The organism is Streptomyces sp. NPDC107538, assembly GCF_055657445.1.
The window spans coordinates 105,753-130,421 of sequence record NZ_JBVKAY010000012.1 but is presented as its reverse complement, the minus strand read 5'-3'; the positions used below and the strand labels follow the sequence as shown (position 1 = coordinate 130,421).

Here is a 24,669-nt window from a genome sequence, read left to right as displayed (position 1 = left end):
GCCCCCGACCCCTCTGGACTCACTGCCGTTTTTGAACTGACTGGTCAGTGCAAAAACTACTCCGAACCTCTGATCGAAGCAAAAGTGCAGGTCAGAACGGATTGTCAGTGGCATACCGCACGATGGGCACATACGGCACTTCGCGTCAGCGCGTGCCGTCCGCAGACGACAGGAGGTTCGTCATGGCCAGCTACCACGCAGCAGCCGCAGGCCGGCGCCGCGCCCCCGGCCCTGCCCCCTCACTGACCGGCCCGGCGAGCGATGTGCACCCCGTGCTGCGCCGGGCCACGGCCCCGCCCGCCGCCCTCGACCTGCTCGCCCAGGCCCGCTCCGGACTCGACGAGGCGACCGCCCTCGCGATGCCCAACGAGCGGTACGCCACCGCCCACCTCGCCGCCCTGCGCACCGCCGCCGCGGTGCTCGCCGCCCGGGGTCGCCCCGAACTCACCCCGAAGCGCCGCGCCAAGATCCGGAGCGCCTGGGAAGTGCTCCCCGAGATAGCGCCCGAACTCGCCGAGTGGAGCGCGCTGTTCGCCTCCGGCGCCGCCCGCCGCGCGCGGGCCGAGGCCGGCATCCAGGGCGCGGCGAGCGTGCGCGACGCCGACGACCTCATACGCGACGTGGCGATGTTCCTGCGCCTGGTCGAACGGATGCTGGTGCTCCAGCCGGTGCTGCCCCAGCCCCGGCAGGACGGCGACCCCGGAGTCCCGGACGCGGGCTGACCGAGCGCCCCGGCGGCGCCCATTAGGGTTGGGGGCATCAGCACCCTCCGTCACGGCCACCCGGCCCGGCGGAGACGCAAGCCCATCGCTCCGCCGCACACCAGGCGGTGCCGCGCCGAGGAGTTACTGCCGTGTCGGACCCGATGCGACCCCGCGCCGCCCTCCGTACCGCCGTGGTCTGGGAGGTCCTCCAGGACGCCCTCGACCGCCGGGTGAAGGCCACCGGGCGCGAGTCGCTCGATGTGCTGGACACCGGGGGCGGCAGCGGCCGGTTCGCGGTGCCCGCCGCCCGTCTCGGCCACCGCGTCACCGTCGTCGACCCCAGCCCGAACGCGCTGTTCGCGCTGGAGCGCCGGGCCGCCGAAGCCGGTGTCGCCGACCGCGTGCGCGGCGTCCAGGGCGACGCGCACGGCCTCTTCGACGTCGTCGAGCGCGGCGGGTACGACGCCGTGCTCTGCCACGGCGTCCTGGAGTACGTGGACGACCCCGCCGAGGGCATCGGCAACGCGGTCGCCGCGCTGCGTGCCGAGGGCGTCCTCAGCCTGCTCGCCGCCGGCCTGGGCGGCGCGGTGCTCGCACGGGCCCTCGCCGGGCACTTCAAGGAGGCCCGGCAGGCCCTCGACGACCCGAACGGACGCTGGGGCGAGGGTGATCCGGTTCCCCACCGCTTCACCGCCGAGCAGCTCACCGCGCTCGTCGAGGGCGCGGGCCTCGCGGTCGCCGCCGTGCACGGCGTCCGGGTCTTCGCCGACCTGGTCCCCGGGGTCCTCGTCGACACCGAGCCCGGCGCCCTGGAGGCCCTGATCCAGCTGGAGGCGGCGGTCGCCGAACTGCCCGCCTTCCACTCCGTGGCCACGCAACTTCATGTGCTGGGCGAGACGCGAGGGACCACCGAGTCCTGAGTCGTCCCCCGGTGCGGAGGGGGTGACCCGCTGATCAGGGGCTCGGCGGCGGATGGAGTACGCCACAGGCCCCCCGATCGGGCGCTCGGAGCCGTATGATCGAGGGAGACCGTTCCGGCATGACGGGCCGTCCGCTGGGGAATTCACACCTCAGCGGATCGGAGTGCCATGGCGGGTTCCGGTTGGCGAATTGGCGTAGAGGGGCGGGTTTCAAGGGGGCGATTCCCTGCCTATCCTGAAGAGGACCCCCCGGGTCGCTCCGGCGACCGCACAATGAGGAGGACTCCGTGCCGCTCTCAGAGCACGAGCAGCGCATGCTCGAGCAGATGGAGCGAGCGCTGTACGCCGAAGATCCCAAGTTCGCGTCAGCGCTTGAGGGAAGCGGGCTGCGTACGTACACCCGGCGGCGGGTCTACCAGGCGGTCGCGGGCTTTCTGGTGGGTATCGCGCTCCTCATGGCCGGAATGGTCGCACAGCAGATCTGGGTCAGTGTGGTGGGATTCCTCGTCATGCTGGGCTGCGCCGTGCTCGCCGTCACCGGTTGGCGCAAGGCCCCCAAGCCGGGTGAGCAGCCCACCGGTGCCGCAGGCTCCGCCGGTGCGCGTCGTCAGACACGGCAGCGCCGCTCCATGATGGACCGAATCGAACAGCGCTGGCAGCGCCGTCGTGACGAGCAAGGCGGCCACTGAGCTCTCCGGACCGCCGATTCGACAGCCACAGCTGAACAGCTGAAGACGGACGAAGGGTGACCACCTGAGCGGCGGTCACCCTTCAGTCATGCCCCCAATCAGACCTGCCCGCAAATCGAACAGCCGCGTCTCGCGGAACGGCCGCGTCTCACGGAACGCCGGGCTTCGCCGGGTGGCTGCGTCTCGCGGAAGGGCTGGGCTCGCTGAGTGGCCGCGTCTTGTCGAAGGGCTGGGCTTTGCCGGGCGGCGTCTTGCCGAAGGGCCGGGCTTTGTCGGGCGGCGTCTTGCCGAAGGGCCGGGCTCGCTGGGTGGCCGCGTCTCGCCGAGAGGGCTGGGCTTTTCCGGGTGGCTGCGTCTCGCCGAGAGGCTGGGCTTCGTCGAACGGCTGCGTCTCGCCGAGGGCCGGGCTTTACCGAACGGCCGTGTCTCGCCGAAGGGCCGTGCGAGAGCCTGGGCCCCGCGTACGCCGAGCACCCCGAGCACTGGCCCCCGCGCGCTGCGTCGGTGCACCCCCGCGTCCGCGCACCCCCGGCGTCCGCGCGGCACCCGTCCGCGCGGCACCCGTCCACGCACGCGTCTGCCCCCGCCGGGCGAACCCGGCGGGGGCAGACGCGTGCGCAAGCCGCAGCCGCAGCCGCTAGCCGTTCTGGCCCGGTGAGGGGCGTCGCCAGGGCAGCCGTGGTGTCGGGAGCCGGGAGAGCAGCTCGTCCCTCGTGTCCGACCAGCGGGCGGCGAGCGCCCAGGCCACCCGGACGGTGGAACGCGGCAGCAGCAGCGCCCGCAGCTTCGTCCGGCGCCCGGCGTGCGCCCGCAGGCCGACCTCGACCTGGTGCGCGTCCCGGGCGAGACCCGCCGGGACCTGCGGACGCGGAGCGTAGAGGACTTGCTCCACCGCCGCCGCCACCCGGTGCACCGCCTCCGCGGCCGACGGTTCCAGCTCGCCGAGCCGCACGATCCGCGCGGCGGCCTTGCGGGGCGTCTGCGACTCGTCCGGCGCGATCCCGTAGTCCCACGCCGTGTCGGCCACCTCCTGCCACGCGGCCAGCGCATGGGCCGCCGCGGCCTCCGTACGGCCGTACCCGGCGGCTCTGCCCGCTGGGGCCGGGGCGCCGTCGAACCCGCCGCCCTCTGCCTCGTCGGTCACGTCCCGGGCGAGAGCCGCCTCGCGGGCCCCCTTGGGCACCGTGCCGTCGTGCGCGCCCAGCCGTACGGACCGGACCCGCAGCCGCCACAGCATCGGCAGCAGAGGGATCGCCAGGACCAGGAGCGCTCCCGGGAGGATCAGCAGAGTCCAGGGCGAGAAGAACAGCAGGCCCCAGAACGAGCGCGGGTCGTCGTCCGACCCCGCGACCGCCGCCGCGGACTCGCTCGCGCAGGCGCCGAGCTTCGCCTCCTGCGGAGTGCAGCTCGCGCTCGCCGACGGCTCCGCAGGCGCATCCGTGGGCGCCGACTGCGAGGGCCGGGGCACCTCGGGCAGACCGCCCGTGCCGGTGTCCTCGGGCACCGTGTACGGGGGAGTCGAGCCCCGGTTGGGGGTCGGCTCGAAGCGGGTCCAGCCCACACCCTCGAAGTACAGCTCCGGCCAGGCGTGCGCGTCGCGCAGCCCCACCGACATCGTGCCGTTCGTCTGCGGGGTGCCGGGAGTGAAGCCGACGGCCACCCGGGCCGGTATGCCCAGCGTGCGGGCCATGGACGCCATGGCGAAGGAGAAGTGGACGCAGAAGCCCTCCTTCTCCTCCAGGAACCGGGCTATCGCCCGAGCGCCCGTACCGGACCGCACCTCGGTGTCGTACGTGAACTCGCCGCTGAACGCGAACCAGTCCTGCAGCTTCACCGCCCGCTCGTAGTCGTTCGTCGCGCCCTTGGTGACCTCCCGCGCGGTCTGCGCCACCACCGGCGGCAGCGAGGCCGGCACCTTGGTGTACTCCCGTCGCAGCGACGGCGGGGGCTCCGGCGCCGAGGAGAGCTGCTCCGCGGTGGGCTGCACGATCAGGCTCTCGACCGTGTACTGGGCACCCTTGGTGTCCTGGTCGTGATCGCCGACGAGGGTGCGCCCCACCGGCTCGTACCGCCAGTCGCCGTCGATGTCCACGCCGGTCACCGGGTACGGCATCGGAAGCCAGTCCTGCGAGTAGTTCTCCGCCGCGACGATCCGGGTCGTGATCGTCGTCCGCTTGACGTCGGTGCTGAGGCCGGTCGGAGTGCCGAAGTCGTCCGGCACCTCGGTGATGGAGCGCTCGGTCGGCGTCCACGCGGTGCCGTCGAACTTGTCCAGGGAGACGATCCGCAGATACATCTCCTGCACGTTGTCCGTGTTGGTGCGGTACGACAGGACCTGGCGGTCCTCGTCCACGTTCAGGCTGTCGCCCAGCTGCACCACGGGGTTCACCGCGGAGATCGTGCCGCCGCCCCCCGAGCCCCGGCCGATACCGGCGCCCGTGGCGTCCAGCAGCCCGCCGTCGAGGGAGGGCAGCCCGAGCGGCACCACCAGGGCGATGCCCAGCGCGACCGCGCCGATGCGCCGCCCCGTGCGCACCGGGGCCACGGCGCCGCCCGCGGACTCCGGGCGCGGGCCGCCCGGCGCGCCGCCGAAGACCCGGCCCCACTGCGAGAGCCGGTCCCGGCTTTCGGTCAGGAGCAGCAGCAGATAGCCGGCGGAGGCCAGCACGAACCACAGCCACGCGGCGCCGTCGGAGAGCCCCGCGGCGACCGAGTACAGCGCGAGCAGCGGCAGACCGGCCGGGGCCGCGCTGCGGAACGTCACCGCGAGCGCGTCCACCAGCAGACCTATCACCAGCACACCGCCGATGATCATCAGCCGGATGCCGTCGCTCAGCGGCGCCGGGATGGCGTACCGGCCGATGTCCTCGGCGCCCGTCTGCAGCAGCGTCCCGAAGTACTGGAACGCCTCCGGGCCGGGCACGATCCCGGCCACCGCCTGCTCCCGGGCGAAGACCAGTGTCAGCATCATCAGCGTGACCAGCGCCTGCGCGGCCACGGTCAGCGGCCGGGCCAGCGGCACCCGCCGGGTGAGCGCTCCCACGCCGGTCTGCACACCCAGCATCAGGGCCGCCTGGAAGATCCAGGTCGCCGGGGCGACCAGGGGCAGCAGTGCGCACGCCGCCATGATCGTGGCGGCCCAGGCGCACAGCGCCAGCCTCGCCCGCCCGCTCATGACCGTCCCTCCATGCCGCTCCCGGACATCACGCCCGTGCGCTGCTGGTCCGCCTGGCGCCACAGGTCCGTCAGCGAGGCGCCGCGCGGCACCGCCAGCGCCGTCCAGCCCGCCTCGTGCAGCAGCCGCAGCGACTCCTCGCTCGCGCTCCCGGCACCGGGCACCTCGCCCGGCTCGGTCGTCCACGCCTCGCTGTCCAGCAGGAAGGCGACCGCCCCGCCGCTGCGCTGACGCATCTTGCCGATCACCGTCGCCTGCTCCTCGTCGAGGTCGCCGAGGAAGGCGACCAGCAGCCCCTCGTTCCCGCCGCGCAGCACGTCGTACGCGGGCGACAGACCCGTGCCGTCGGAGTGGTCGATCACCGCCAGGGTGTCCATCATCAGCCCGGCCGCGTCGGCGGACCCCTGGCTGGCGCCCGCGAACCCGTCCGCGCCCTCACCGGGCACCGAACTGCCGGTGTCCGTCAACAGCCGTACGGAGAAGCCCCGTTCGAGCATGTGGACCAGCATGGAGGCGGCGCCGGAGACGGCCCACTCGAAGGCCGAGTCGGGGCCCGCGCCGAGGAAGGCCTCGCCCCGGGTGTCCAGCAGCACCGTGCAGCGGGCGCGCTGCGGCTGCTCCTCGCGGCGCACCATCAGCTCGCCGTAGCGCGCGGTCGAACGCCAGTGCACCCGGCGCAGATCGTCGCCGTGCCGGTAGCCGCGCGGGATCACGTCGTCGTCGCCGGCCAGCGCCAGCGAGCGCTGCCGCCCGTCGCCGTACCCCTTCGCCTCCCCGCCCAGCCGCACCGACGGGAGCGCCTCCACGCGCGGGACGACCGTCAGGGTGTCGTACGTCGAGAAGGACCGGGTCAGCTCGCACATGCCGAACGGGTCGGTCAGGCGCAGCTGCAGCGGGCCCAGCGGATAGCGGCCGCGCAGATCGGAGCGGACGCGGTACGACACCTCGCGGCGCCCGCCCGCCTCCACCCGGTCGAGGACGAACCTCGGGCGCGGACCGAGCACGTACGGCACCCGGTCCTGGAGCATCAGCAGCCCGGTGGGCAGCCGGGAGACGTTGTCCATCCGCAGATGGACGCGGGCCTCGCTGCCGGCGGGCACACGCGCGGGGGAGAGGCGGCGGCTGCCCGCGACCCGGTAGCGGGTGCGGTACAGCACGGTCGCGCAGACCAGCGGCAGCACGGCCAGCAGCAGGCCCACCCGCAGCAGATCGCTCTGCCCGAGGACGTACGCGCAGACGGCCGCGGCCACGCCGGCGGCCAGGAAGGACCGCCCGCGCGTGGTGAGGCCGGCGAGGGCCGTGCGCAGCCCGCCCTTGTCCTGCTCCGGGGCCGGTGCCGGCCCGGCGGTGCTCATCCAAGCCTCCGCGGCGGCTGCTGCGGATACGCGGGCGCGGAGTGCACCGAGCCGAAGCCGCTCTGCGCCTGCGGTGCCTGCGGTACCGGCGTGCGCTGCAGGATCTCCTGCACGACCTGCTCCGGCGTACGCCGGTTGAGCTGGGCCTGGGCGGTGGGCAGCAGCCGGTGGGCGAGGATCGCCACGGCCAGCGATTGGATGTCGTCCGGCAGGGCGTACTCCCGGCCGCTCAGGGCGGCGGTCGCCCTCGCCGCGCGCAGCAGATGCAGCGTCGCGCGCGGCGAGGCGCCGAGTCTGAGATCCGGGTGGCTGCGGGTGGCACCGACCAGGTCCACCGCGTACCGCCGGACCGTTTCCGCGACGTGCACATTGCGGACGGCCTCGATCAGCTTCACGATCTCGTGCGCGTGCGCCACCGGCTGCATGTCCTCCAGCGGCGAGACGCCGCCGTGGACGTCGAGCATCTGCAGCTCGGCCTCCGGGCTCGGGTAACCGACGGAGACGCGGGCCATGAAGCGGTCGCGCTGGGCCTCCGGCAGCGGGTAGGTGCCCTCCATCTCCACCGGGTTCTGCGTGGCCACCACCATGAAGGGGCTCGGCAGCTCGTACGTCGTGCCGTCGATCGTGACCTGGCGCTCCTCCAGGGACTCCAGGAGCGCGGACTGCGTCTTCGGCGAGGCACGGTTGATCTCGTCGCCGATCACGATCTGCGAGAAGATCGCGCCCGGCTTGAACTCGAACTCCTTGCGCTGCTGGTCCCAGATGGACACACCCGTGATGTCCGACGGCAGCAGGTCCGGCGTGAACTGGATACGCCGCACCGAGCAGTCGATGGACCGCGCCAGTGCCTTGGCCAGCATGGTCTTGCCGACGCCGGGCACATCCTCGATCAGAAGATGTCCCTCGGCGAGCAGCACTGTCAGCGAAAGCCGTACGACCTCAGGCTTGCCCTCGATCACTCCTTCGACCGAACTGCGGACTCGCTCCACAGTGCTGGTCAGATCAGTGAGGCTCGCTCGATCGTCATAGGTCGTCACCCGGCCCTCCTCGGCCCGTTCTTTCTCCGGGCCGTCGCTCTGCGATGCGGACCGGCCCACCCCGAAACACGGACACCACGCGCGAACTGCTCAGCGTGACGTCACACCAGCATTCTTGCTGCCGTTACCAATCCGTGTCACTCGCCTGTGGATAACAGTCCGCGATATGCCGGTTTTGCTGTGTTTTGAAGGGCGAGATGCCAGCAGATTGACAGGAAACCAGGGCTGCGCGGGACCGCCCCGGGGCGGTAGGAAGGCGGTCCCGAAGGCGCGGTTCGACGGGGGTCAGGCCGGGTCGATCTCCCGGAGCAGGCCCGTCTTCACATCGAAGACGAAGCCGCGGACGTCGTCGGAGTGCAGCAGGAACGGGTTGGTGCGCACCCGCTGCATGGACTGCCGTACGTCCTGGTCCACGTCCCGGAACGACTCCACCGCCCAGGCCGGGCGCTGGCCGACCTCGGCCTCCAGCTCGGTGCGGAAGTCCTCGGTGAGGGCCTCCAGGCCGCAGCCGGTGTGGTGGATGAGGACGACGCTGCGGGTGCCGAGCTTGCGCTGGCTGATGGTGAGGGAACGGATCACGTCGTCGGTGACCACGCCGCCCGCGTTGCGGATCGTGTGGCAGTCGCCCAGCTCCAGGCCGAGCGCGTCGTGCAGGTCGAGGCGGGCGTCCATACAGGCCACGACCGCGACCCGGAGGACGGGGCGGGCGTCCATCCCGGGGTCGGTGAACGCGGCGGCGTACCGCTCGTTCGCCTCGACGAGGCGGTCGGTGACGGTGCCGTCGGATATGGCGCCTTCGGGCCCGGTGGGAACTGCTGCGGAGGTCGTCATGGCAAAGACGGTACTGGTCACGGGCGCCGGGGGCGCTCTGTGAGAGAGGACAAAGAACTCCATTGAGGCTTGTTGTGAGGTAACCCACAGGAGTGGCGGGATCACGGCCGTACGGGTGATTTCTCCGGATTCGCGGCATCGACCCGGGCGGGCGTCGCGACGCGCAGGCCGGTTGATTGACCGCGCGGGGCCGTGGACTAAAGTGACGCCGAGCGGGGGCCAGGTCCTGTCGGCCCGACCCCCTGCTGGACCGAAACCCCAAGGAGAACCGGCGAGAGCCCGGCGTCTCCCCGCGTGCGCGGCGCGTACGTGCGGCTCGCGCCGGACCTGAGAGGGCCCCTTGAGCAACAGCCGCCACGTCCCCGTCATGCTCCAGCGGTGTCTGGACATGCTGGCCCCGGCCCTCTCGGAGCCCGGCGCGGTGGTGGTCGACTGCACCCTCGGCCTCGGCGGCCACAGCGAGGCCCTCCTCACCCGGTTCCCCGACGCACGGCTCGTCGCCCTCGACCGCGACAAGGAGGCCCTGCGCCTCTCCGGCGAGCGGCTCGCCCCCTTCGGCGAGCGCGCCACCCTGGTGCACGCCGTCTACGACGAACTCCCCGACGTCCTCGACCGCCTGGGCCTCCCGCGCGTCCAGGGCGTCCTGTTCGACCTCGGCGTCTCCTCCATGCAACTCGACGAGGCCGACCGGGGCTTCGCGTACGCCCAGGACGCCCCGCTCGACATGCGGATGGACCAGACGACCGGCATCGGCGCGGCCGAGGTCCTCAACACCTACCCGCCGGGCGAACTCGTCCGCATCCTCAGGGCGTACGGCGAGGAGAAGCAGGCCAAGCGGATCGTCTCCGCGATCGTGCGCGAGCGCGACAAGGAGCCCTTCACCAACAGCGCCCGCCTCGTCGAACTGATCCGCGACTCCCTGCCGCAGGCCGCCAAGCGCACCGGCGGCAACCCCGCCAAGCGCACCTTCCAGGCGCTGCGCATCGAGGTCAACGGCGAACTCACCGTCCTGGAACGGGCGATCCCCGCCGCCGTGAAGTCCCTCGCGGTCGGCGGCCGGATCGCCGTGCTGTCGTACCACTCGCTCGAAGACCGCCTGGTGAAGCAGGTGTTCGCGGCGGGCGCCGCCACCACCGCGCCCCCCGGACTGCCCGTCGTCCCCGAGCGCTATCAGCCGAGACTCAAGCTCCTCACCCGTGGTGCCGAACTTCCCACCGAGGAAGAGGTCGCCGAGAACCGGCGCGCCGCCCCCGCACGACTGCGCGGGGCGGAACGCGTACGGGAGGACGTCGAATGAGGGGTGCGGGAGACGCGTGAGCAGGAAACCCGAACTGAGGGGCCGGGCCGCCCGTCTCGCGCGGCTGCTGCCCACGAGGCCCAAGGGGGCCGCCCGCACCCCGTTCGTCCTCCTGGTCGTCCTGCTGCTCGGTGGCGGTCTCATCGGCCTCCTCGTGCTGAACTCCGCGCTCAGCGAAGGGTCGTTCAAGCTCGACGACCTCCAGGACGACGTGAAGAACTACACCGACGAGGAGCAGGCGCTCCAGCGTGACGTGGACGCCTACTCCGCGCCCGACGCCCTCCAGCGCCGCGCCCGCGAACTGGGCATGGTCCCCGGCGGCGACCCGGCCTTCCTGAACCCCGACGGCACGGTCAAGGGCGTCCCCGGCGCCGCCCAGCCGTCCGTGGTCCGGATGCCGCTCGTCCTCGCGCCCGAGATCCTCGACCCCGGCCCGCCCACGAGGCCGAAGCCCACCCCGAGCCCCACCCCCTCGGCCACGGCGACGCCTACACCGACGCCGTCCTCGCCGTCGCGGGCCCCGGAGCCCGCGGGCGCCCCCGGCCTCGCCTCCGCCCCCGCACCGACCCCCACCCCCGCGTCCGTACAGTCCACCCAGCTCCCGACGACCCCCGGCAGGTGACGGAAGTGGCCGATTCAGGCAGGCAGCCCCCGCGCCGCCGCGTACCCGGACCCGCCCGGCCCGTACGACCGGGCGGCCAGCAGCGCCGGCCGGGCCCCGGCGGACGCCCCGCCGCGCAGCGCCGCCCGGCCACGCCCAGGCCACCGGCCGGCCGCACCATCCGCCTGGGCAGCCCGCGACCCCGGCTGCGCATGGTGAGCCTCGCGCTGACCCTGGTGATGATCGCCTTCGTCGTACGGCTGCTCCAGGTGCAGGCCGTCGACGCCAGCGAGTACGCGGCCAAGGCCGACCAGAACCGGTACGTCGGCCGGGTGCTGGCCGCCGAGCGGGGCGGGATCACCGACCGCAACGGCGTCGCCCTGGCGATCAGCACCGACGCCAACGACATCACCGCCGACCCGACGATGTTCACCCGCGAACAGCTGAAGGTCGACGACGGACCCGAGCAGGCCGCCGCGCTCCTCGCACCGATCCTCGGCGCGGACCAGGCGACGCTCACCGAGAAGCTGCGCACCAAGAACACGCGCTATGTGCTCCTCGCCCGCCGCCAGACCCCCCAGGTCTGGAACCAGATCAGCGACCTGAAATCCGCGCTCGTCGAGCGGTCCAGGCAGGAGAAGGGCACGGTCAACGTCCTGGCGGGCGTCTTCCAGGAGCCCAGCACCAAGCGCGTGTACCCCAACGGCGACCTCGCCGCCGGGATACTGGGCTGGGTCAACGCCGAGGGCAAGGGCGGGGGCGGCATCGAGCAGCAGCTGAACAATCGTCTGGCAGGCAAGGACGGCAAGATCCGCTACGCCCAGTCCGGCGGCCGTCTGGTGCCCACCGCGGGCTCCACCGAGACGCCCGCCGTGGCCGGCTCCGATGTGGAGCTGACCATCGACCGCGACATCCAGTGGGCCGCGCAGAACGCCATCACCGAGCAGGTGAAGAAGTCCAAGGCCGACCGCGGCTACGTGATAGTGCAGGACACCCGCACCGGCGAGATCCTCGCCATGGCCAACTCGCCCGGCTTCGACCCCAACGACCTCACCAAGGCGAACCCGGACGCGCTCGGCAACGCGGCCCTCCAGGACGCCTACGAGCCCGGCTCCACCGCCAAGGTCATGTCGATGGCCGCCGTCCTGGAGGAGAACGTCGCCACGCCGGGCACCCATGTCACCGTGCCCAACCGGCTGCACCGCGGCGACCGGCTCTTCAAGGACGACATCGACCACCCGACCTGGTTCCTGACGCTCAACGGCGTCCTCGCCAAGTCCAGCAACATCGGCACCATCCTCGCCACCGGCGAACTCGGCAGGAACCAGCAGGAGTCCAACAAGATCCTCTACAACTACCTGCGCAAGTTCGGCATCGGCGACTACACCGGCCTCGGCTTCCCCGGCGAGACCAAGGGCATCCTCGCCGCACCCGGCGACTGGTCGACCTCACAGCAGTACACGATTCCTTTCGGCCAGGGCGTGTCGGTCAACGCCATGCAGGCGGCCTCCGTCTACTCGACGATCGCCAACGGCGGCGTACGCGTCGAGCCGACCCTCATCCGGGGCACCAAGGGACCGGACGGCCGCTTCGCCCCCTCGGCCAAGCCGGAGAAGACCCGGGTCGTCAGCGAGAAGACGGCGAAGACCCTCGCCCGGATGCTGGAGTCCGTCGTGGACGACGAGGAGGGCACGGGCACCAAGGCGCGTATCCCCGGCTACCGGGTCGCGGGCAAGACGGGTACGGCCAACCGTGTGGATCCGGCCACCGGCAGATACCGCGGCTACACCTCGTCGTTCGCCGGGTTCGCGCCCGCCGACAAGCCGAGGGTCACCGTCTACTGCGCGATCCAGAACGCCACCAAGGGCAACTACTTCGGCGGCCAGATCTGTGGACCCATCTACAAGGAGGTCATGGAGTTCGCCCTGAAGACCCTCCAGGTCCCGCCCACCGGGGCGAAGCCCGCGAACCTGCCCGTCGCCTTCACGCCCTGACCGCCTCCTGCCCGACCCTGATCCACCCGTCGATCAGCGCAACCAGCCAGGAACCGACTCGTGACCATGATCACTCCCGACCCCGGGAACCGCGCATCACAAGCCAGCTCGCACAAACCCTCGCTTCGCCCCGGCAGGGGTGTGCCCGGTACGCTCACCGCCGTGCCACACGCTGATCAGTCCCAAACCACCCAGAAGGGCGTTCCTGTGACATATCCGGGACCGCCCAGGCCGACCCAGGTCTCCGCCACACCCCTCGCGGAGCTCGCCGGCCAGGTGGGTGCCGAGCAGCCGGGGAGCACCGCGGAGGTCACGGGCATCACCCATGACTCGCGGGCCGTCCGCCCCGGCGATCTGTACGCCGCCCTGCCCGGTGCCCGTCTGCACGGCGCCGACTTCGTGGACCAGGCGGTCGGCCTGGGCGCCGTCGCCGTGCTCACCGACCCCAGCGGCGCCGAGCGCGCCGCCGCCACCGGGCTCCCCGCGCTCGTCGTGGAGAACCCGCGCGCGCGGATGGGCGAGCTGGCGGCCACGATCTACGGCCGGCCGGGCCGCGAACTGCTCCAGATCGGCATCACCGGCACCTCCGGCAAGACCACCACCGCGTACCTCGTCGAGGGCGGTCTGAAGACCGTCCGCTCCACCGGCCTCATCGGCACGGTCGAGATGCGGATCGGCGACGAGCGCATCAAGTCCGAGCGGACCACCCCCGAAGCCACCGACCTCCAGGCCCTGTTCGCCGTCATGCGCGAACGCGGTGTCGACTCGGTCGTCATGGAGGTCTCCAGCCACGCCCTGGTCCTCGGCCGGGTCGACGGCTGCGTCTTCGACGTGGCCGTCTTCAACAACCTCAGCCCGGAACACATGGAGTTCCACTCCGACATGGAGGACTACTTCCGGGCCAAGGCACAGCTCTTCACCCCCGAGCGCAGCAGGCTCGGCGTCGTCAACCTCGACGACGAGTACGGCCGCCGCCTCGTCGACGAGGCCGGCGTCCCGGTCGTCACCTTCTCCGCCGAGGGCCACCCCGACGCCGACTGGCGCGCCGAGGACGTCCGGGTCGGACCGATGGACTCGACGTTCACCGTGGTCGGCCCCAAGGGCGAGCGGATCACCGCCAGGTCGCCGCTGCCGGGCTCCTTCAACGTCGCCAACACCCTGGCGGCCGTGGCCGCGCTGGCCGTCGCCGGGATCGACCCGCAGACCGCCGCCGACGGCATCGCGGCCGTACCGGGCGTACCGGGCCGGCTGGAGCGCGTCGACGCCGGGCAGCCGTATCTCGCGGTCGTCGACTACGCCCACAAGACGGACGCCGTCGAGTCGGTCCTCAAGGCGCTGCGCAAGGTCACCGAGGGCAGCCTGCACGTGGTGCTGGGCTGCGGCGGCGACCGGGACACCACCAAGCGCGCGCCGATGGGCGCCGCCATGGCCCGGCTCTCCGACACCGCCGTACTGACCTCCGACAACCCCCGCTCCGAGGATCCCCTCGCGATCCTCGCCACCATGCTCGAAGGCGCGGCCTCGGTGCCCTCGCACGAGCGCGGCGAGGTCCTCCTCTTCGAGGACCGGGCCGCCGCGATCGCCGCGGCCGTGGCCCGCGCGCGCTCCGGCGACACCGTGCTGGTCGCGGGCAAGGGCCATGAGCAGGGCCAGGACATCGCCGGCGTGGTCCGTCCCTTCGACGACCGCCAGGTGCTCCGCGAAGCTATCCAGCAGACCCAGGGATGAACTTGTGATCGCCCTCTCTCTCGCCGAGATCGCAGAAGTCGTCGGCGGGCAGACGCACGACATACCGGATCCGTCGGCGCAGGTCACCGGACCGGTCGTCCGGGACTCCCGTGAGGTGGAGCCCGGCAGCCTCTTCGTCGCCTTCGCGGGCGAGCGTGTGGACGGACACGACTTCGCGGCCGCGGTCGTCGAGGCGGGTGCGGCAGCGGTGCTGGCGTCCCGTCCCGTCGGCGTGCCCGCGATCGTCGTGCCCGACGTCCAGGCGGCGCTCGGCGCCCTCGCCCGGCACGTCGTCAGGAAGCTGGGCACGACCCTCGTGGCCCTCACCGGCTCGGCGGGCAAGACCAGCACCAAGGACCTGATCGCCCAGGTGCTCCGGCGCAAGGCGCCGACGGTGTTCACGCCCGGCTCCCTCAACAACGAGATCGGGCTGCCCCTCACCGCGCTCAGCGCCACGGAGGAAACCCGTTTCCTGGTCCTGGAGATGGGCGCCCGGGGCATCGGTCACATCAAGTACCTCACCGATCTGACCCCGCCGAAGGTCGGCCTCGTGCTGAACGTCGGCACCGCCCACATCGGCGAGTTCGGCGGCCGTGAGCAGATCGCGCAGGCCAAGGGCGAGTTGGTGGAGGCCCTTCCGCCGGCGAGCGAGGGCGGCGCCGCGATCCTCAACGCCGACGACCCCCTGGTCCGGGCCATGGCGTCGCGTACGAAGGCGAAGGTGCTCCTCTTCGGCGAGTCCGGCGAAGCGGACGTACGCGCCGAGAACGTGACGCTCACGGACGCCGGACAGCCCGCGTTCAGGCTTCACACACCCTCCGGTGCAAGCGATGTGACCATGCGCCTGTACGGTGAGCACCACGTGTCGAACGCGCTCGCCGCGGCCGCCGTCGCCCATGAGCTGGGCATGTCCGCAGACGAGATCGCCACCGCGCTCTCCGAGGCGGGCTCCCTCTCCCGCTGGCGCATGGAGGTCACCGAGCGCCCGGACGGCGTGACGGTCGTCAACGACGCCTACAACGCGAACCCCGAGTCCATGCGAGCCGCTCTGCGCGCGCTCGCGGCGATGGGCAAGGGGCGGCGGACCTGGGCGGTGCTCGGCAAGATGGCCGAGCTCGGGGACGAATCGCTCGCCGAGCACGACGCGGTCGGACGGCTCGCCGTCCGGCTCAATGTCGGCAAGCTCGTCGCGGTCGGGGGCAGGGAAGCGTCCTGGCTGCAACTGGGCGCATATAACGAGGGTTCGTGGGGTGAGGAGTCGGTGCACGTGTCCGACGCACAGGCGGCGGTCGACCTGTTGCGCAGTCAGTTGCGCCCGGGAGACGTCGTACTCGTGAAGGCGTCCCGGTCGGTCGGGCTCGAGAGCGTGGCGCAGGCGCTGCTCGACAGCGGCAACGAGGGTGAGGTTGCCGCCCGATGATGAAGCAGATCCTGTTCGCGGGAGTCATTGGCCTCTTCCTGACCCTGGTCGGCACCCCGCTGCTGATCAAGCTGCTGGCCCGCAAGGGCTACGGCCAGTACATCCGCGACGACGGCCCGCGCGAGCACGCCAGCAAGCGCGGTACGCCGACGATGGGCGGTATCGCCTTCATCCTGGCGACGATCGCCGCGTACTTCCTGTCCAAGCTGATCACCGGTTACACACCGACCTTCTCCGGTCTGCTGGTGCTCGGTCTGATGGGTGGCATGGGCCTCGTCGGCTTCCTCGACGACTACATCAAGATCGTCAAGCGCCGTTCGCTCGGTCTGCGGGCCAAGGCGAAGATGGCCGGCCAGCTGATCGTCGGCATCGGCTTCGCGGTCCTCGCGCTGCAGTTCCCGGACGCCCGCGACCAGACGCCGGCCTCCACCAAGATCTCCTTCGTCCAGGACTTCGGCTGGACCATCGGCCCGGTGCTGTTCGTCATCTGGGCGCTGTTCATGATCCTCGCCATGTCGAACGGCGTGAACCTGACCGACGGTCTGGACGGCCTCGCCACCGGCGCCTCCGTCCTCGTCTTCGGCGCGTACACCTTCATCGGTGTCTGGCAGTTCCAGGAGTCCTGCGCCAACACGCTGACGCTGACCAACCCGGCCGCCTGTTACGAGGTACGAGATCCACTCGACCTGGCGATCGTGGCCTCCGCGCTGATGGGCGCCTGCCTCGGCTTCCTGTGGTGGAACACCTCGCCGGCCAAGATCTTCATGGGGGACACCGGTTCGCTGGCCCTCGGCGGCGCGCTCGCCGGTCTCGCGATCTGCTCCCGCACCGAGCTGCTGCTCGCGCTCCTCGGCGGTCTGTTCGTCCTCATCACCATGTCGGTCGTCATCCAGGTCGGCTCGTTCAAGCTGACCGGCAAGCGGGTCTTCCGCATGGCCCCGCTCCAGCACCACTTCGAGCTCAAGGGATGGTCCGAGGTCCTTGTCGTGGTCCGCTTCTGGATCATCCAGGGCATCTGTGTGATCGTCGGACTGGGCCTCTTCTACGCGGGATGGGCGGCCGAGAAGTGACCGACTGGCAGGGCAGACGCGTCACCGTCGCCGGACTCGGCGTCTCCGGCATCCCGGCGGCCAAGGTCCTGCGGGACCTCGGCGCGACCGTCACCGTCGTCAACGACGGCGACGACGAACGCGCCCGCGCACAGGCCGCCGATCTGGAGGCGCTCGGCATCACCGTGCGCCTCGGCGACGGCGCGACCCTGCCGGAGGGCACCGAACTCGTCGTCACCACCCCGGGCTGGAAGCCCGACAAGCCGCTGTTCGCGGCGGCCCGCGCGGCCGGTCTGGAGATCTGGGGCGACGTCGAACTGGCCTGGCGGCTACGGGGACCGGACGCGGCCCCCTGGCTGGCCGTCACCGGCACCAACGGCAAGACCACGACCGTCCAGATGCTCGCCTCCATCCTGACGGCGGCGGGCCTGCGCACGGCCGCCGTCGGCAACATCGGGGTCTCACTGCTGGACGTCGTCCTCGGCGACGAGCCGTACGACGTGCTCGCCGTGGAGCTGTCCAGCTATCAGCTGCACTGGGCGCCCTCCCTGCGCGCCCACTCCGCCGCCGTCCTCAACCTCGCCCCCGACCACCTCGACTGGCACGGCTCCATGGAGGCGTACGCCGCCGACAAGGGCCGTATCTACGAGGGCAATCGGGTCGCCTGCGTCTACAACGCCGCCGACAAGGCCACCGAGGACCTGGTGCGCGAGGCGGACGTCGAGGAGGGCTGCCGGGCCGTCGGGTTCACGCTCGGCACCCCGGGGCCCTCCCAACTCGGCGTCGTGGACGGCATCCTGGTCGACCGCGCCTTCGTCGAGAACCGGCAGAAGAACGCGCAGGAACTCGCCGAGGTCTCCGACGTCACCCCGGCGGCCCCGCACAACATCGCCAACGCCCTCGCGGCGGCGGCCCTCGCCCGGGCCTTCGGGGTGCCCGCGGCGGCCGTACGGGACGGGCTGCGGGCCTTCACCCCGGACGCGCACCGCATCGCGCACGTGGCCGACGTGGACGGCGTGGCCTACATCGACGACTCCAAGGCCACCAACACCCATGCGGCGCAGGCCTCGTTGGCGGCGTACGAGTCGATCGTGTGGATCGCCGGCGGGCTCGCCAAAGGCGCGACCTTCGACGAAATCGTCGCCGGTGCGGCCGGGCGGCTGCGGGGCGTCGTACTGATCGGCGCGGATCGCGCGCTGATCCGGGAAGCGCTCGCGCGACACGCGCCCGAGGTGCCGGTCGTCGACCTCGACCGGACCGACACTGGGGCGATGTCCGCCGCCGTCCGCGAGGCGCGGACGCTGGCGCGGGCGGGCGACACGGTCCTGCTGGCGCCGGCCTGCGCGTCGATGGACATGTTCGTCAACTACAACAAGCGCGGGGACGCGTTCGCGGAGGCAGTGCGCGAACTCTCCCCCGCGGACGGCTGACCCGGCCCGGCTTCGCCTGGCGGCGCCGGGTGAGACTGGGAGGGACGTGTGACACGGATGTGGTCGGTCGGCGGCGAAGGCGCCCCCGATGCCGAGTAGCCGTACGAGCCGTGCGCCCCTCCAGCGCGTCACCCGGCGGCCGCCCGTCTCCCGGCCGCCGCGCGAGAACCCCCTGCGGCGGTTCCTCACCCGGGCGCGCAAGGCCTGGGACCGCCCGCTGACCGCCTATTACCTGATCCTCGGCGGCAGCCTGCTGATCACCGTGCTGGGGCTGGTGATGGTCTACTCGGCCTCCCAGATCACGGCACTGCAGAAGTCGCTGCCCGGCACCTTCTTCTTCCGCAAACAGTTCCTCGCCGCCACGATCGGCACCGTGCTGCTGCTCCTGGCCTCGCGGATGCCGGTCAAACTGCACCGGGCGCTGGCCTATCCGATCCTGGCCGGCTGTGTGTTCCTGATGGCCCTGGTTCAGGTGCCCGGAATAGGGCAGTCGATCAACGGCAACCAGAACTGGATCGCCGTCGGCGGCTCCTTCCAGATCCAGCCCAGCGAGTTCGGCAAGCTGGCGCTGGTGCTGTGGGGTGCCGATCTGCTGGCCCGCAAGGAGGACAAGCGGCTGCTGACCCAGTGGAAGCACATGCTGGTGCCGCTCGTTCCGGTGGCGTTCATGCTGCTCGGGCTGATCATGCTCGGCGGCGACATGGGCACCGCGATCATTCTCACGGCGATCCTGTTCGGCCTGCTGTGGCTGGCCGGGGCGCCGACACGGCTGTTCACGGGCGTGCTGTCCGTCGCCGGGCTCATCGGATTCGTCCTGATCAGGACCAGCGACAACCGCATGGCCCGGCTGGCCTGCATCGGAGCCACCGAACCCCGGACGGACGGCGCCGACTGCTGGCAGGCCGTGCACGGGATCTACGCCCTGGCCTCGGGCGGAATCTTCGGCTCCGGGCTCGGCGCCAGTGTGGAAAAATGGGGTCAACTCCCGGAAGCGCACACCGACTTCATCTTCGCCGTCACCGGTGAGGAACTGGGCCTCGCGGGGACGCTGTCGGTGCTCGCCCTCTTCGCGGCTCTAGGCTATGCGGGTATCCGCGTGGCCGGACGCACGGAGGACCCCTTCGTCAGGTATGCCGCGGGAGGCGTGACCACCTGGATCACCGCTCAGGCGGTGATCAACATCGGTGCGGTGCTCGGTCTGCTGCCGATCGCCGGAGTCCCGCTCCCGCTGTTCTCCTACGGGGGTTCCGCCCTGCTGCCGACCATGTTCGCCATCGGGCTGTTGATCGCGTTCGCGCGTGACGAGCCCGCCGCACGGGCGGCGCTTGCCATGCGGCAACCCCGCTTTGGTAGAAAGCGTGGCGGCGGCCCTTCGGGGCCCGGGAGATGGAACACGATGCGACGGCGTGTCTCGGCACGTTCGTCCGGAGAGCGGTGAATTTCGGTGCATGTCGTACTCGCCGGTGGCGGAACCGCCGGTCACATCGAGCCCGCGCTCGCCCTCGCGGACGCCCTGCGCAGGCAGGACCCGACCGTGGGCATCACGGCCCTGGGCACCGAGCGCGGACTGGAGACCCGCCTCGTCCCCGAGCGCGGCTACGAACTCGCGCTGATCCCCGCCGTACCACTGCCGCGCAAGCCCACCCCCGAGCTGATCACCGTGCCCGGCCGGCTGCGCGGCACGATCAAGGCGACCGAGCAGATCCTGGAGCGCACCAAGGCGGACGCCGTGGTCGGCTTCGGCGGCTACGTCGCCCTGCCCGGCTACCTCGCCGCCAAGCGCCTCGGCGTGCCGATCATCGTCCACGAGGCCAACGCCCGCCCCGGCCTCGCCAACAAGATCGGCTCCCGGTACGCCGCCCAGGTCGCCGTCTCCACCCCGGACAGCAAGCTCCGCGACGCCCGCTACATCGGCATCCCGCTGCGCCGCGCCATCGCCACCCTGGACCGGGCCGCCGCCCGCCCCGAGGCCCGCGCCCTGTTCGGCCTCGACCCGAACCTGCCGACCCTGCTGGTCTCCGGCGGCTCCCAGGGCGCCCGCCGCCTCAACGAGGTCGTCCAGCAGGTCGCCCCCTACCTCCAGCAGGCCGGGATCCAGATCCTGCACGCCGTCGGCCCGAAGAACGAACTGCCGCAGGTGCACCAGATGCCGGGGATGCCCCCGTACATCCCGGTACCGTACGTGGACCGGATGGACCTCGCGTACGCCGCGGCCGACATGATGCTCTGCCGCGCGGGCGCGATGACCGTCGCCGAACTCTCCGCCGTCGGGCTCCCGGCCGCCTACGTCCCGCTGCCCATCGGCAACGGTGAACAGCGGCTCAACGCCCAGCCGGTGGTCAAGGCCGGCGGCGGACTGCTGGTCGACGACGCGGAACTGACGCCCCAGTGGGTGCAGCGACACGTCCTGCCCGTCCTCGCCGACCCGCACCGGCTGTACGAGATGTCGCGCGCGGCCAGCGAGTTCGGCCGCCGGGACGCCGACGACCTGCTCGTCGGGATGGTGTACGAGGCGATCACGTCGCATCGCCGTTAGGACCGGGTGACGGAGGGCTGGAAGCGTGGCCGGAGCGACCACCGCCGAACGCGGGGCGGACGAGGACCTGGACCCCGGCCCGCCGTCGCGGCGGCGGCTCCCCGGCCCCCGGGCGCTGATCGCCGCCGCGGTCGCCCTGGTGCTGATCGCCGGCGCCACGGTCTGGACCCTGTACGGCTCCTCCTGGCTGCGGGCCGAGCGGGTCTCGGTGTCGGGCACCCGGGTGCTGACCGAGGCCCAGGTGCGCGAGGCCGCCGGCGTGCCGCTCGGCGATCCGCTGATCTCCGTCGACCTCGACGGGATCGAGGCACGGCTGCTGGAGAAGCTGCCCCGAATCGACTCGGTCGAGGTGGTTCGTTCCTGGCCCGACGAAATCGGGCTGAAAGTGAGCGAGCGCACCGCGGTCCTGCTTGTCGAAGCGGCCGGGAATTCGGGCAAGTACGTCGAAGTGGACGCGAAAGGTGTGCGTTTTGCCACGGTTTCGCGCGCCCCGGACGGCGTTCCCCTCCTGGAATTGGCGATGCCCCGATCGGGTTCGTCCGCCGCCAGTCTGCGGCGATTCGACGAGGACCGGCTCGTACGGGAGGCCGTGCGGGTCGGCGGTGCCATTCCGGCCGCGATCGCGCACGAGACCCTGGTCGTCAAGGTCCGTTCCTACGACGCCATCTCGCTGGAGTTGAGCGGGGACCGTACGGTCGCGTGGGGGAGTGCGGAGAAGGGGCGCGCGAAGGCCCGCGCGCTCACCGCCCTGATGAAAGCCGCCCCGAACGCCGGGCACTTCGACGTGAGCGTCCCCACCGCGCCCGCGTCATCAGGGAGTTGACGCACATCCGCGCAGGCCAGCACCCTGGTTGGGCAGCGCTATGGCTGATCACATAGGGTGAAAAGAAAAACGGGAGGTTCGGCGTGTTCGTTGAACGTGCGCCACTTGTCGACTTAGTGTCCTGTTCGGAAGAGTCCAAGGAACAGTCACACTGGTAACCCTAAACTTCAGCGTTAGGGTTCGGGTCGGCGTTCGGACCGTCCCACTTCGGCATCAGTCGTCGCGTCGCGGGTCCCTCGCGAAGCGGCGACACGTAACTCGAGGCGAGAGGCCTTCGACGTGGCAGCACCGCAGAACTACCTCGCAGTCATCAAAGTCATCGGTGTCGGCGGCGGTGGTGTCAATGCCATCAACCGGATGATCGAGGTCGGTCTCAAGGGCGTCGAGTTCATCGCCATCAACACCGACGCGCAAGCTCTGTTGATGAGCGACGCCGACGTCAAGCTCGACGTCGGCCGTGAACTCACCCGCGGACTCGGCGCCGGCGCCAACCCGGCCGTCGGACGCAAGGCGGCCGAGGACCACCGCGAGGAGATCGAGGAGGTCCTCAAGGGGGCCGACATGGTCTTCGTGACGGCCGGCGAGGGCGGCGGCACCGGCACCGGCGGCGCGCCCGTCGTGGCCAACATCGCCCGCTCGCTGGGCGCCCTCACCATCGGCGTGGTCACCCGCCCCTTCACCTTCGAGGGCCGCCGCCGCGCCAACCAGGCCGAGGACGGCATCGCCGAGCTGCGCGAAGAGGTCGACACCCTCATCGTCATCCCGAACGACCGGCTGCTGTCCATCTCGGACCGCCAGGTCTCCGTCCTGGACGCGTTCAAGTCGGCCGACCAGGTCCTGCTCTCCGGTGTCCAGGGCATCACCGACCTCATCACCACCCCCGGTCTGATCAACCTCGACTTCGCCGACGTCAAGTCCGTGATGTCCGAGGCCGGTTCGGCCCTCATGGGCATCGGCTCGGCCCGCGGCGACGACCGCGCGGTGGCCGCCGCCGAGATGGCGATCTCCTCGCCGCTCCTGGAGGCGTCCATCGACGGCGCGCGGGGCGTGCTGCTCTCCATCTCCGGTGGCTCCGACCTCGGCCTGTTCGAGATCAACGAGGCCGCCCAGCTGGTCAGCGAGGCCGCCCACCCCGAGGCCAACATCATCTTCGGCGCGGTCATCGACGACGCCCTCGGCGACGAGGTCCGGGTCACGGTCATCGCGGCCGGCTTCGACGGCGGCCAGCCCCCGGCCAAGCGGGACAACATCCTCGGCTCGGCCGCGGCCAAGCGTGAGGAGCCCGCGCCGGTGCGGCCCGCCGAGAGCCGCCCGTCCTTCGGCTCGCTCGGCAGCGTCAAGCCCAAGGAGGAGCCGGCGCCCGCCCCGGAGCCGGTGAACGACGTGCAGGTAGCCCCGCCCGTCCCGCCGTCCCGGTCCTACACGGACAGCGCGGCGGAGGAGCTGGACGTGCCGGACTTCCTCAAGTGATAGGACGGCGCGGATCCGTGAGCGGCGCGCACTTCGCCTTCACCGACAGGTGGGGCGGGGTGAGCGCCGCTCCGTATGAGGAGCTCAATCTCGGCGGGGCGGTCGGGGACGCCGCCGACGCCGTCCTCACCAACCGGGAGCTGGCGGCCAAGTCGCTGGGCCTGGAGCCCGACCGGGTCGTCTGGATGAACCAGGTGCACGGCGCGGACGTGGCGGTGGTCGACGGCCCGTGGGGTTCGGCCTCGGGCCCCGGGTCCGCCCCGGGTCCCACCACGGGTTCCGGTTCCGGCGACATCCCCTCCGTCGACGCGATCATCACCACCCGGCGCGGTCTCGCGCTCGCCGTCCTCACCGCCGACTGCGTCCCCGTCCTGCTGGCCGACCCCGTCGCCGGGGTCGCGGCCGCCGTTCACGCCGGCCGGCCCGGCATGATCGCCGGGGTCGTTCCCGCCGCCGTACGCGCCATGACCGAGCTGGGCGCCGACCCCGCCCGGATCGTCGCCCGCACCGGACCCGCCGTCTGCGGCCGGTGTTACGAAGTGCCCGAAGCGATGCGCGCCGAGGTGGCCACCGTCGAGCCGGCGGCGTACGCCGAGACCAGTTGGGGCACGCCCTCCGTGGATGTGTGCGCCGGAGTGCACGCACAGCTGGAGCGCCTCGGGGTGCACGACCGGGAGCAGTCGCCGGTGTGCACGCTGGAGTCGCCCGACCACTTCTCGTACCGCCGCGACCGCGCCACAGGGCGACTCGCGGGATATGTCTGGCTGGACTGATGGACATGACAGATATGGCGGTCCGCAGGGCGCAACTCGCCGGGAACCTGGCGAAGGTGGAGGAGCGCATCGCCGCGGCCTGCGTGGCCGCCGGCCGCAAGCGCGACGAGGTGACCCTGATCGTGGTCACCAAGACCTACCCCGCGAGCGATGTGCGGATCCTGTCGGAACTCGGTGTACGGCATGTCGCCGAGAACAAGGACCAGGACGCGGCACCCAAGGCTGCCGAATGTTCGGATCTGCCCCTTGTGTGGCACTTCGTGGGGCAGTTGCAGACCAACAAGGTCCGTTCTGTGGTGCGTTACGCGGATCTCGTGCAGTCCGTCGATCGTTCCAGGCTTGTCACGGCTTTGTCGAAAGAGGCCGTTCGGGTCGGGCGTGAGGTGGGATGTCTCATCCAGGTCGCGCTCGACGCCGACGAGAGCGGCCGGGGTGAGCGGGGAGGTGTCGGTCCGGGCGGAATCGAAGAGCTGGCCGACCTCCTGGCGGAGTCGCCGGGTCTGCGGGTCGATGGTCTGATGACCGTCGCGCCGCTCACCGGGGAGTACGCCGGACGCCAACGGGCCGCGTTCGGGCGGTTGGTGGATTTGTCGACCGACCTGCGCCGAGCCCATCCGGCTGCCACCATGGTCTCCGCAGGGATGAGTGCGGACCTCGAGGAGGCCGTGGCTGCCGGAGCGACACATGTACGCGTCGGCACTGCGGTACTCGGAGTCCGTCCCGGGCTCGGGTAACGTCGCCAAGAAGTCGGACCACAGCAGAAAATATGGTCATTCCGTCGAGAGGCGGGCGCAACGACCTCGTGGATCGCGGGCACTTGGGAAGTCGTCAGTCGAT

General features: G+C 71.5%; 20 protein-coding genes. 16 read left to right on the top strand and 4 right to left on the bottom strand.

Annotated elements, in window-relative coordinates; translation table 11 throughout:
• Positions 1-182 precede the first annotated feature (182 nt).
• From ACZ7MG_RS33125 to ACZ7MG_RS33115, 3 genes are all read left to right on the top strand, one after another.
• The gene (locus ACZ7MG_RS33125) at positions 183-722 is read left to right on the top strand and encodes an SAV_6107 family HEPN domain-containing protein (protein WP_471394413.1); all 540 of its coding nucleotides are present in this window, start codon (positions 183-185) and stop codon (positions 720-722) included.
• A gap of 131 nt (positions 723-853) precedes the next feature.
• Positions 854-1,624 carry a class I SAM-dependent methyltransferase gene (locus tag ACZ7MG_RS33120; RefSeq protein WP_471394415.1) on the top strand — a complete coding sequence of 257 codons (771 nt, stop codon included), beginning with the start codon at positions 854-856 and terminating at the stop codon, positions 1,622-1,624.
• A 287-nt stretch (positions 1,625-1,911) separates the two neighbouring features.
• Positions 1,912-2,313 (top strand): DUF3040 domain-containing protein, encoded by a 402-nt coding sequence (locus tag ACZ7MG_RS33115; RefSeq protein ID WP_086761755.1) that lies wholly within the window; start codon positions 1,912-1,914, stop codon positions 2,311-2,313.
• Positions 2,314-2,950: 637 nt separating this feature from the next.
• Here the strand turns inward: ACZ7MG_RS33115 and ACZ7MG_RS33110 are convergent.
• The 4 genes from ACZ7MG_RS33110 to ACZ7MG_RS33095 all read right to left on the bottom strand — a co-directional run bounded on the left by ACZ7MG_RS33110 (position 2,951) and on the right by ACZ7MG_RS33095 (position 8,711).
• Positions 2,951-5,488, bottom strand: coding sequence for a transglutaminase TgpA family protein (locus tag ACZ7MG_RS33110; RefSeq protein WP_471394418.1), 2,538 nt, complete (start codon positions 5,486-5,488; stop codon positions 2,951-2,953).
• Complete coding sequence (locus ACZ7MG_RS33105; protein WP_471394420.1) at positions 5,485-6,843, bottom strand: DUF58 domain-containing protein; 1,359 nt, start codon at positions 6,841-6,843, stop codon at positions 5,485-5,487. The genes ACZ7MG_RS33110 and ACZ7MG_RS33105 overlap by 4 nt, the downstream gene beginning before the upstream one ends.
• Positions 6,840-7,880, bottom strand: coding sequence for an AAA family ATPase (locus ACZ7MG_RS33100; RefSeq protein WP_471394423.1), 1,041 nt, complete (start codon positions 7,878-7,880; stop codon positions 6,840-6,842). The genes ACZ7MG_RS33105 and ACZ7MG_RS33100 overlap by 4 nt, the downstream gene beginning before the upstream one ends.
• 285 nt (positions 7,881-8,165) lie before the next feature.
• Positions 8,166-8,711, bottom strand: a complete 546-nt coding sequence (locus ACZ7MG_RS33095) for a beta-class carbonic anhydrase (RefSeq protein ID WP_351412757.1) — start codon at positions 8,709-8,711, stop codon at positions 8,166-8,168.
• A 340-nt stretch (positions 8,712-9,051) separates the two neighbouring features.
• Between ACZ7MG_RS33095 and rsmH the strand changes: the two genes are divergently transcribed.
• From rsmH to ACZ7MG_RS33030, 13 genes are all read left to right on the top strand, one after another.
• The gene (rsmH, locus tag ACZ7MG_RS33090) at positions 9,052-10,008 is read left to right on the top strand and encodes a 16S rRNA (cytosine(1402)-N(4))-methyltransferase RsmH (RefSeq protein ID WP_471394427.1); all 957 of its coding nucleotides are present in this window, start codon (positions 9,052-9,054) and stop codon (positions 10,006-10,008) included.
• Positions 10,009-10,024: 16 nt separating this feature from the next.
• The gene (gene ftsL / locus ACZ7MG_RS33085) at positions 10,025-10,630 is read left to right on the top strand and encodes a cell division protein FtsL (protein ID WP_471394430.1); all 606 of its coding nucleotides are present in this window, start codon (positions 10,025-10,027) and stop codon (positions 10,628-10,630) included.
• Between the two features lie 5 nt (positions 10,631-10,635).
• A complete protein-coding gene (locus tag ACZ7MG_RS33080) occupies positions 10,636-12,603 on the top strand; it encodes a peptidoglycan D,D-transpeptidase FtsI family protein (RefSeq protein WP_471394433.1) in 1,968 nt (655 codons plus the stop codon).
• 60 nt (positions 12,604-12,663) lie between these two features.
• Positions 12,664-14,331, top strand: coding sequence for a UDP-N-acetylmuramoyl-L-alanyl-D-glutamate--2,6-diaminopimelate ligase (locus tag ACZ7MG_RS33075; protein WP_471394435.1), 1,668 nt, complete (start codon positions 12,664-12,666; stop codon positions 14,329-14,331).
• A gap of 4 nt (positions 14,332-14,335) precedes the next feature.
• Positions 14,336-15,751, top strand: coding sequence for a UDP-N-acetylmuramoyl-tripeptide--D-alanyl-D-alanine ligase (locus ACZ7MG_RS33070; protein WP_471394437.1), 1,416 nt, complete (start codon positions 14,336-14,338; stop codon positions 15,749-15,751).
• The gene (gene mraY / locus ACZ7MG_RS33065) at positions 15,748-16,821 is read left to right on the top strand and encodes a phospho-N-acetylmuramoyl-pentapeptide-transferase (RefSeq protein ID WP_471394440.1); all 1,074 of its coding nucleotides are present in this window, start codon (positions 15,748-15,750) and stop codon (positions 16,819-16,821) included. The genes ACZ7MG_RS33070 and mraY overlap by 4 nt, the downstream gene beginning before the upstream one ends.
• Positions 16,803-18,230 (top strand): UDP-N-acetylmuramoyl-L-alanine--D-glutamate ligase, encoded by a 1,428-nt coding sequence (murD, locus tag ACZ7MG_RS33060; protein ID WP_471394443.1) that lies wholly within the window; start codon positions 16,803-16,805, stop codon positions 18,228-18,230. The genes mraY and murD overlap by 19 nt, the downstream gene beginning before the upstream one ends.
• An 88-nt stretch (positions 18,231-18,318) precedes the next feature.
• Positions 18,319-19,668, top strand: a complete 1,350-nt coding sequence (gene ftsW / locus ACZ7MG_RS33055; protein ID WP_471394446.1) for a putative lipid II flippase FtsW — start codon at positions 18,319-18,321, stop codon at positions 19,666-19,668.
• Positions 19,669-19,674: 6 nt separating this feature from the next.
• The gene (gene murG / locus ACZ7MG_RS33050) at positions 19,675-20,766 is read left to right on the top strand and encodes an undecaprenyldiphospho-muramoylpentapeptide beta-N-acetylglucosaminyltransferase (protein ID WP_471394449.1); all 1,092 of its coding nucleotides are present in this window, start codon (positions 19,675-19,677) and stop codon (positions 20,764-20,766) included.
• 25 nt (positions 20,767-20,791) lie between these two features.
• A complete protein-coding gene (locus tag ACZ7MG_RS33045) occupies positions 20,792-21,589 on the top strand; it encodes a cell division protein FtsQ/DivIB (protein WP_471394451.1) in 798 nt (265 codons plus the stop codon).
• A 279-nt stretch (positions 21,590-21,868) separates the two neighbouring features.
• Positions 21,869-23,059, top strand: a complete 1,191-nt coding sequence (gene ftsZ / locus ACZ7MG_RS33040) for a cell division protein FtsZ (protein ID WP_086757870.1) — start codon at positions 21,869-21,871, stop codon at positions 23,057-23,059.
• Entirely contained in the window at positions 23,056-23,832 is a 777-nt protein-coding gene (pgeF, locus tag ACZ7MG_RS33035; protein WP_471394454.1) for a peptidoglycan editing factor PgeF, read from the top strand. Before ftsZ ends, pgeF begins: the two co-directional genes overlap by 4 nt.
• Entirely contained in the window at positions 23,832-24,566 is a 735-nt protein-coding gene (locus ACZ7MG_RS33030) for a YggS family pyridoxal phosphate-dependent enzyme (RefSeq protein WP_471394457.1), read from the top strand. The genes pgeF and ACZ7MG_RS33030 overlap by 1 nt, the downstream gene beginning before the upstream one ends.
• Positions 24,567-24,669: the final 103 nt, after the last annotated feature.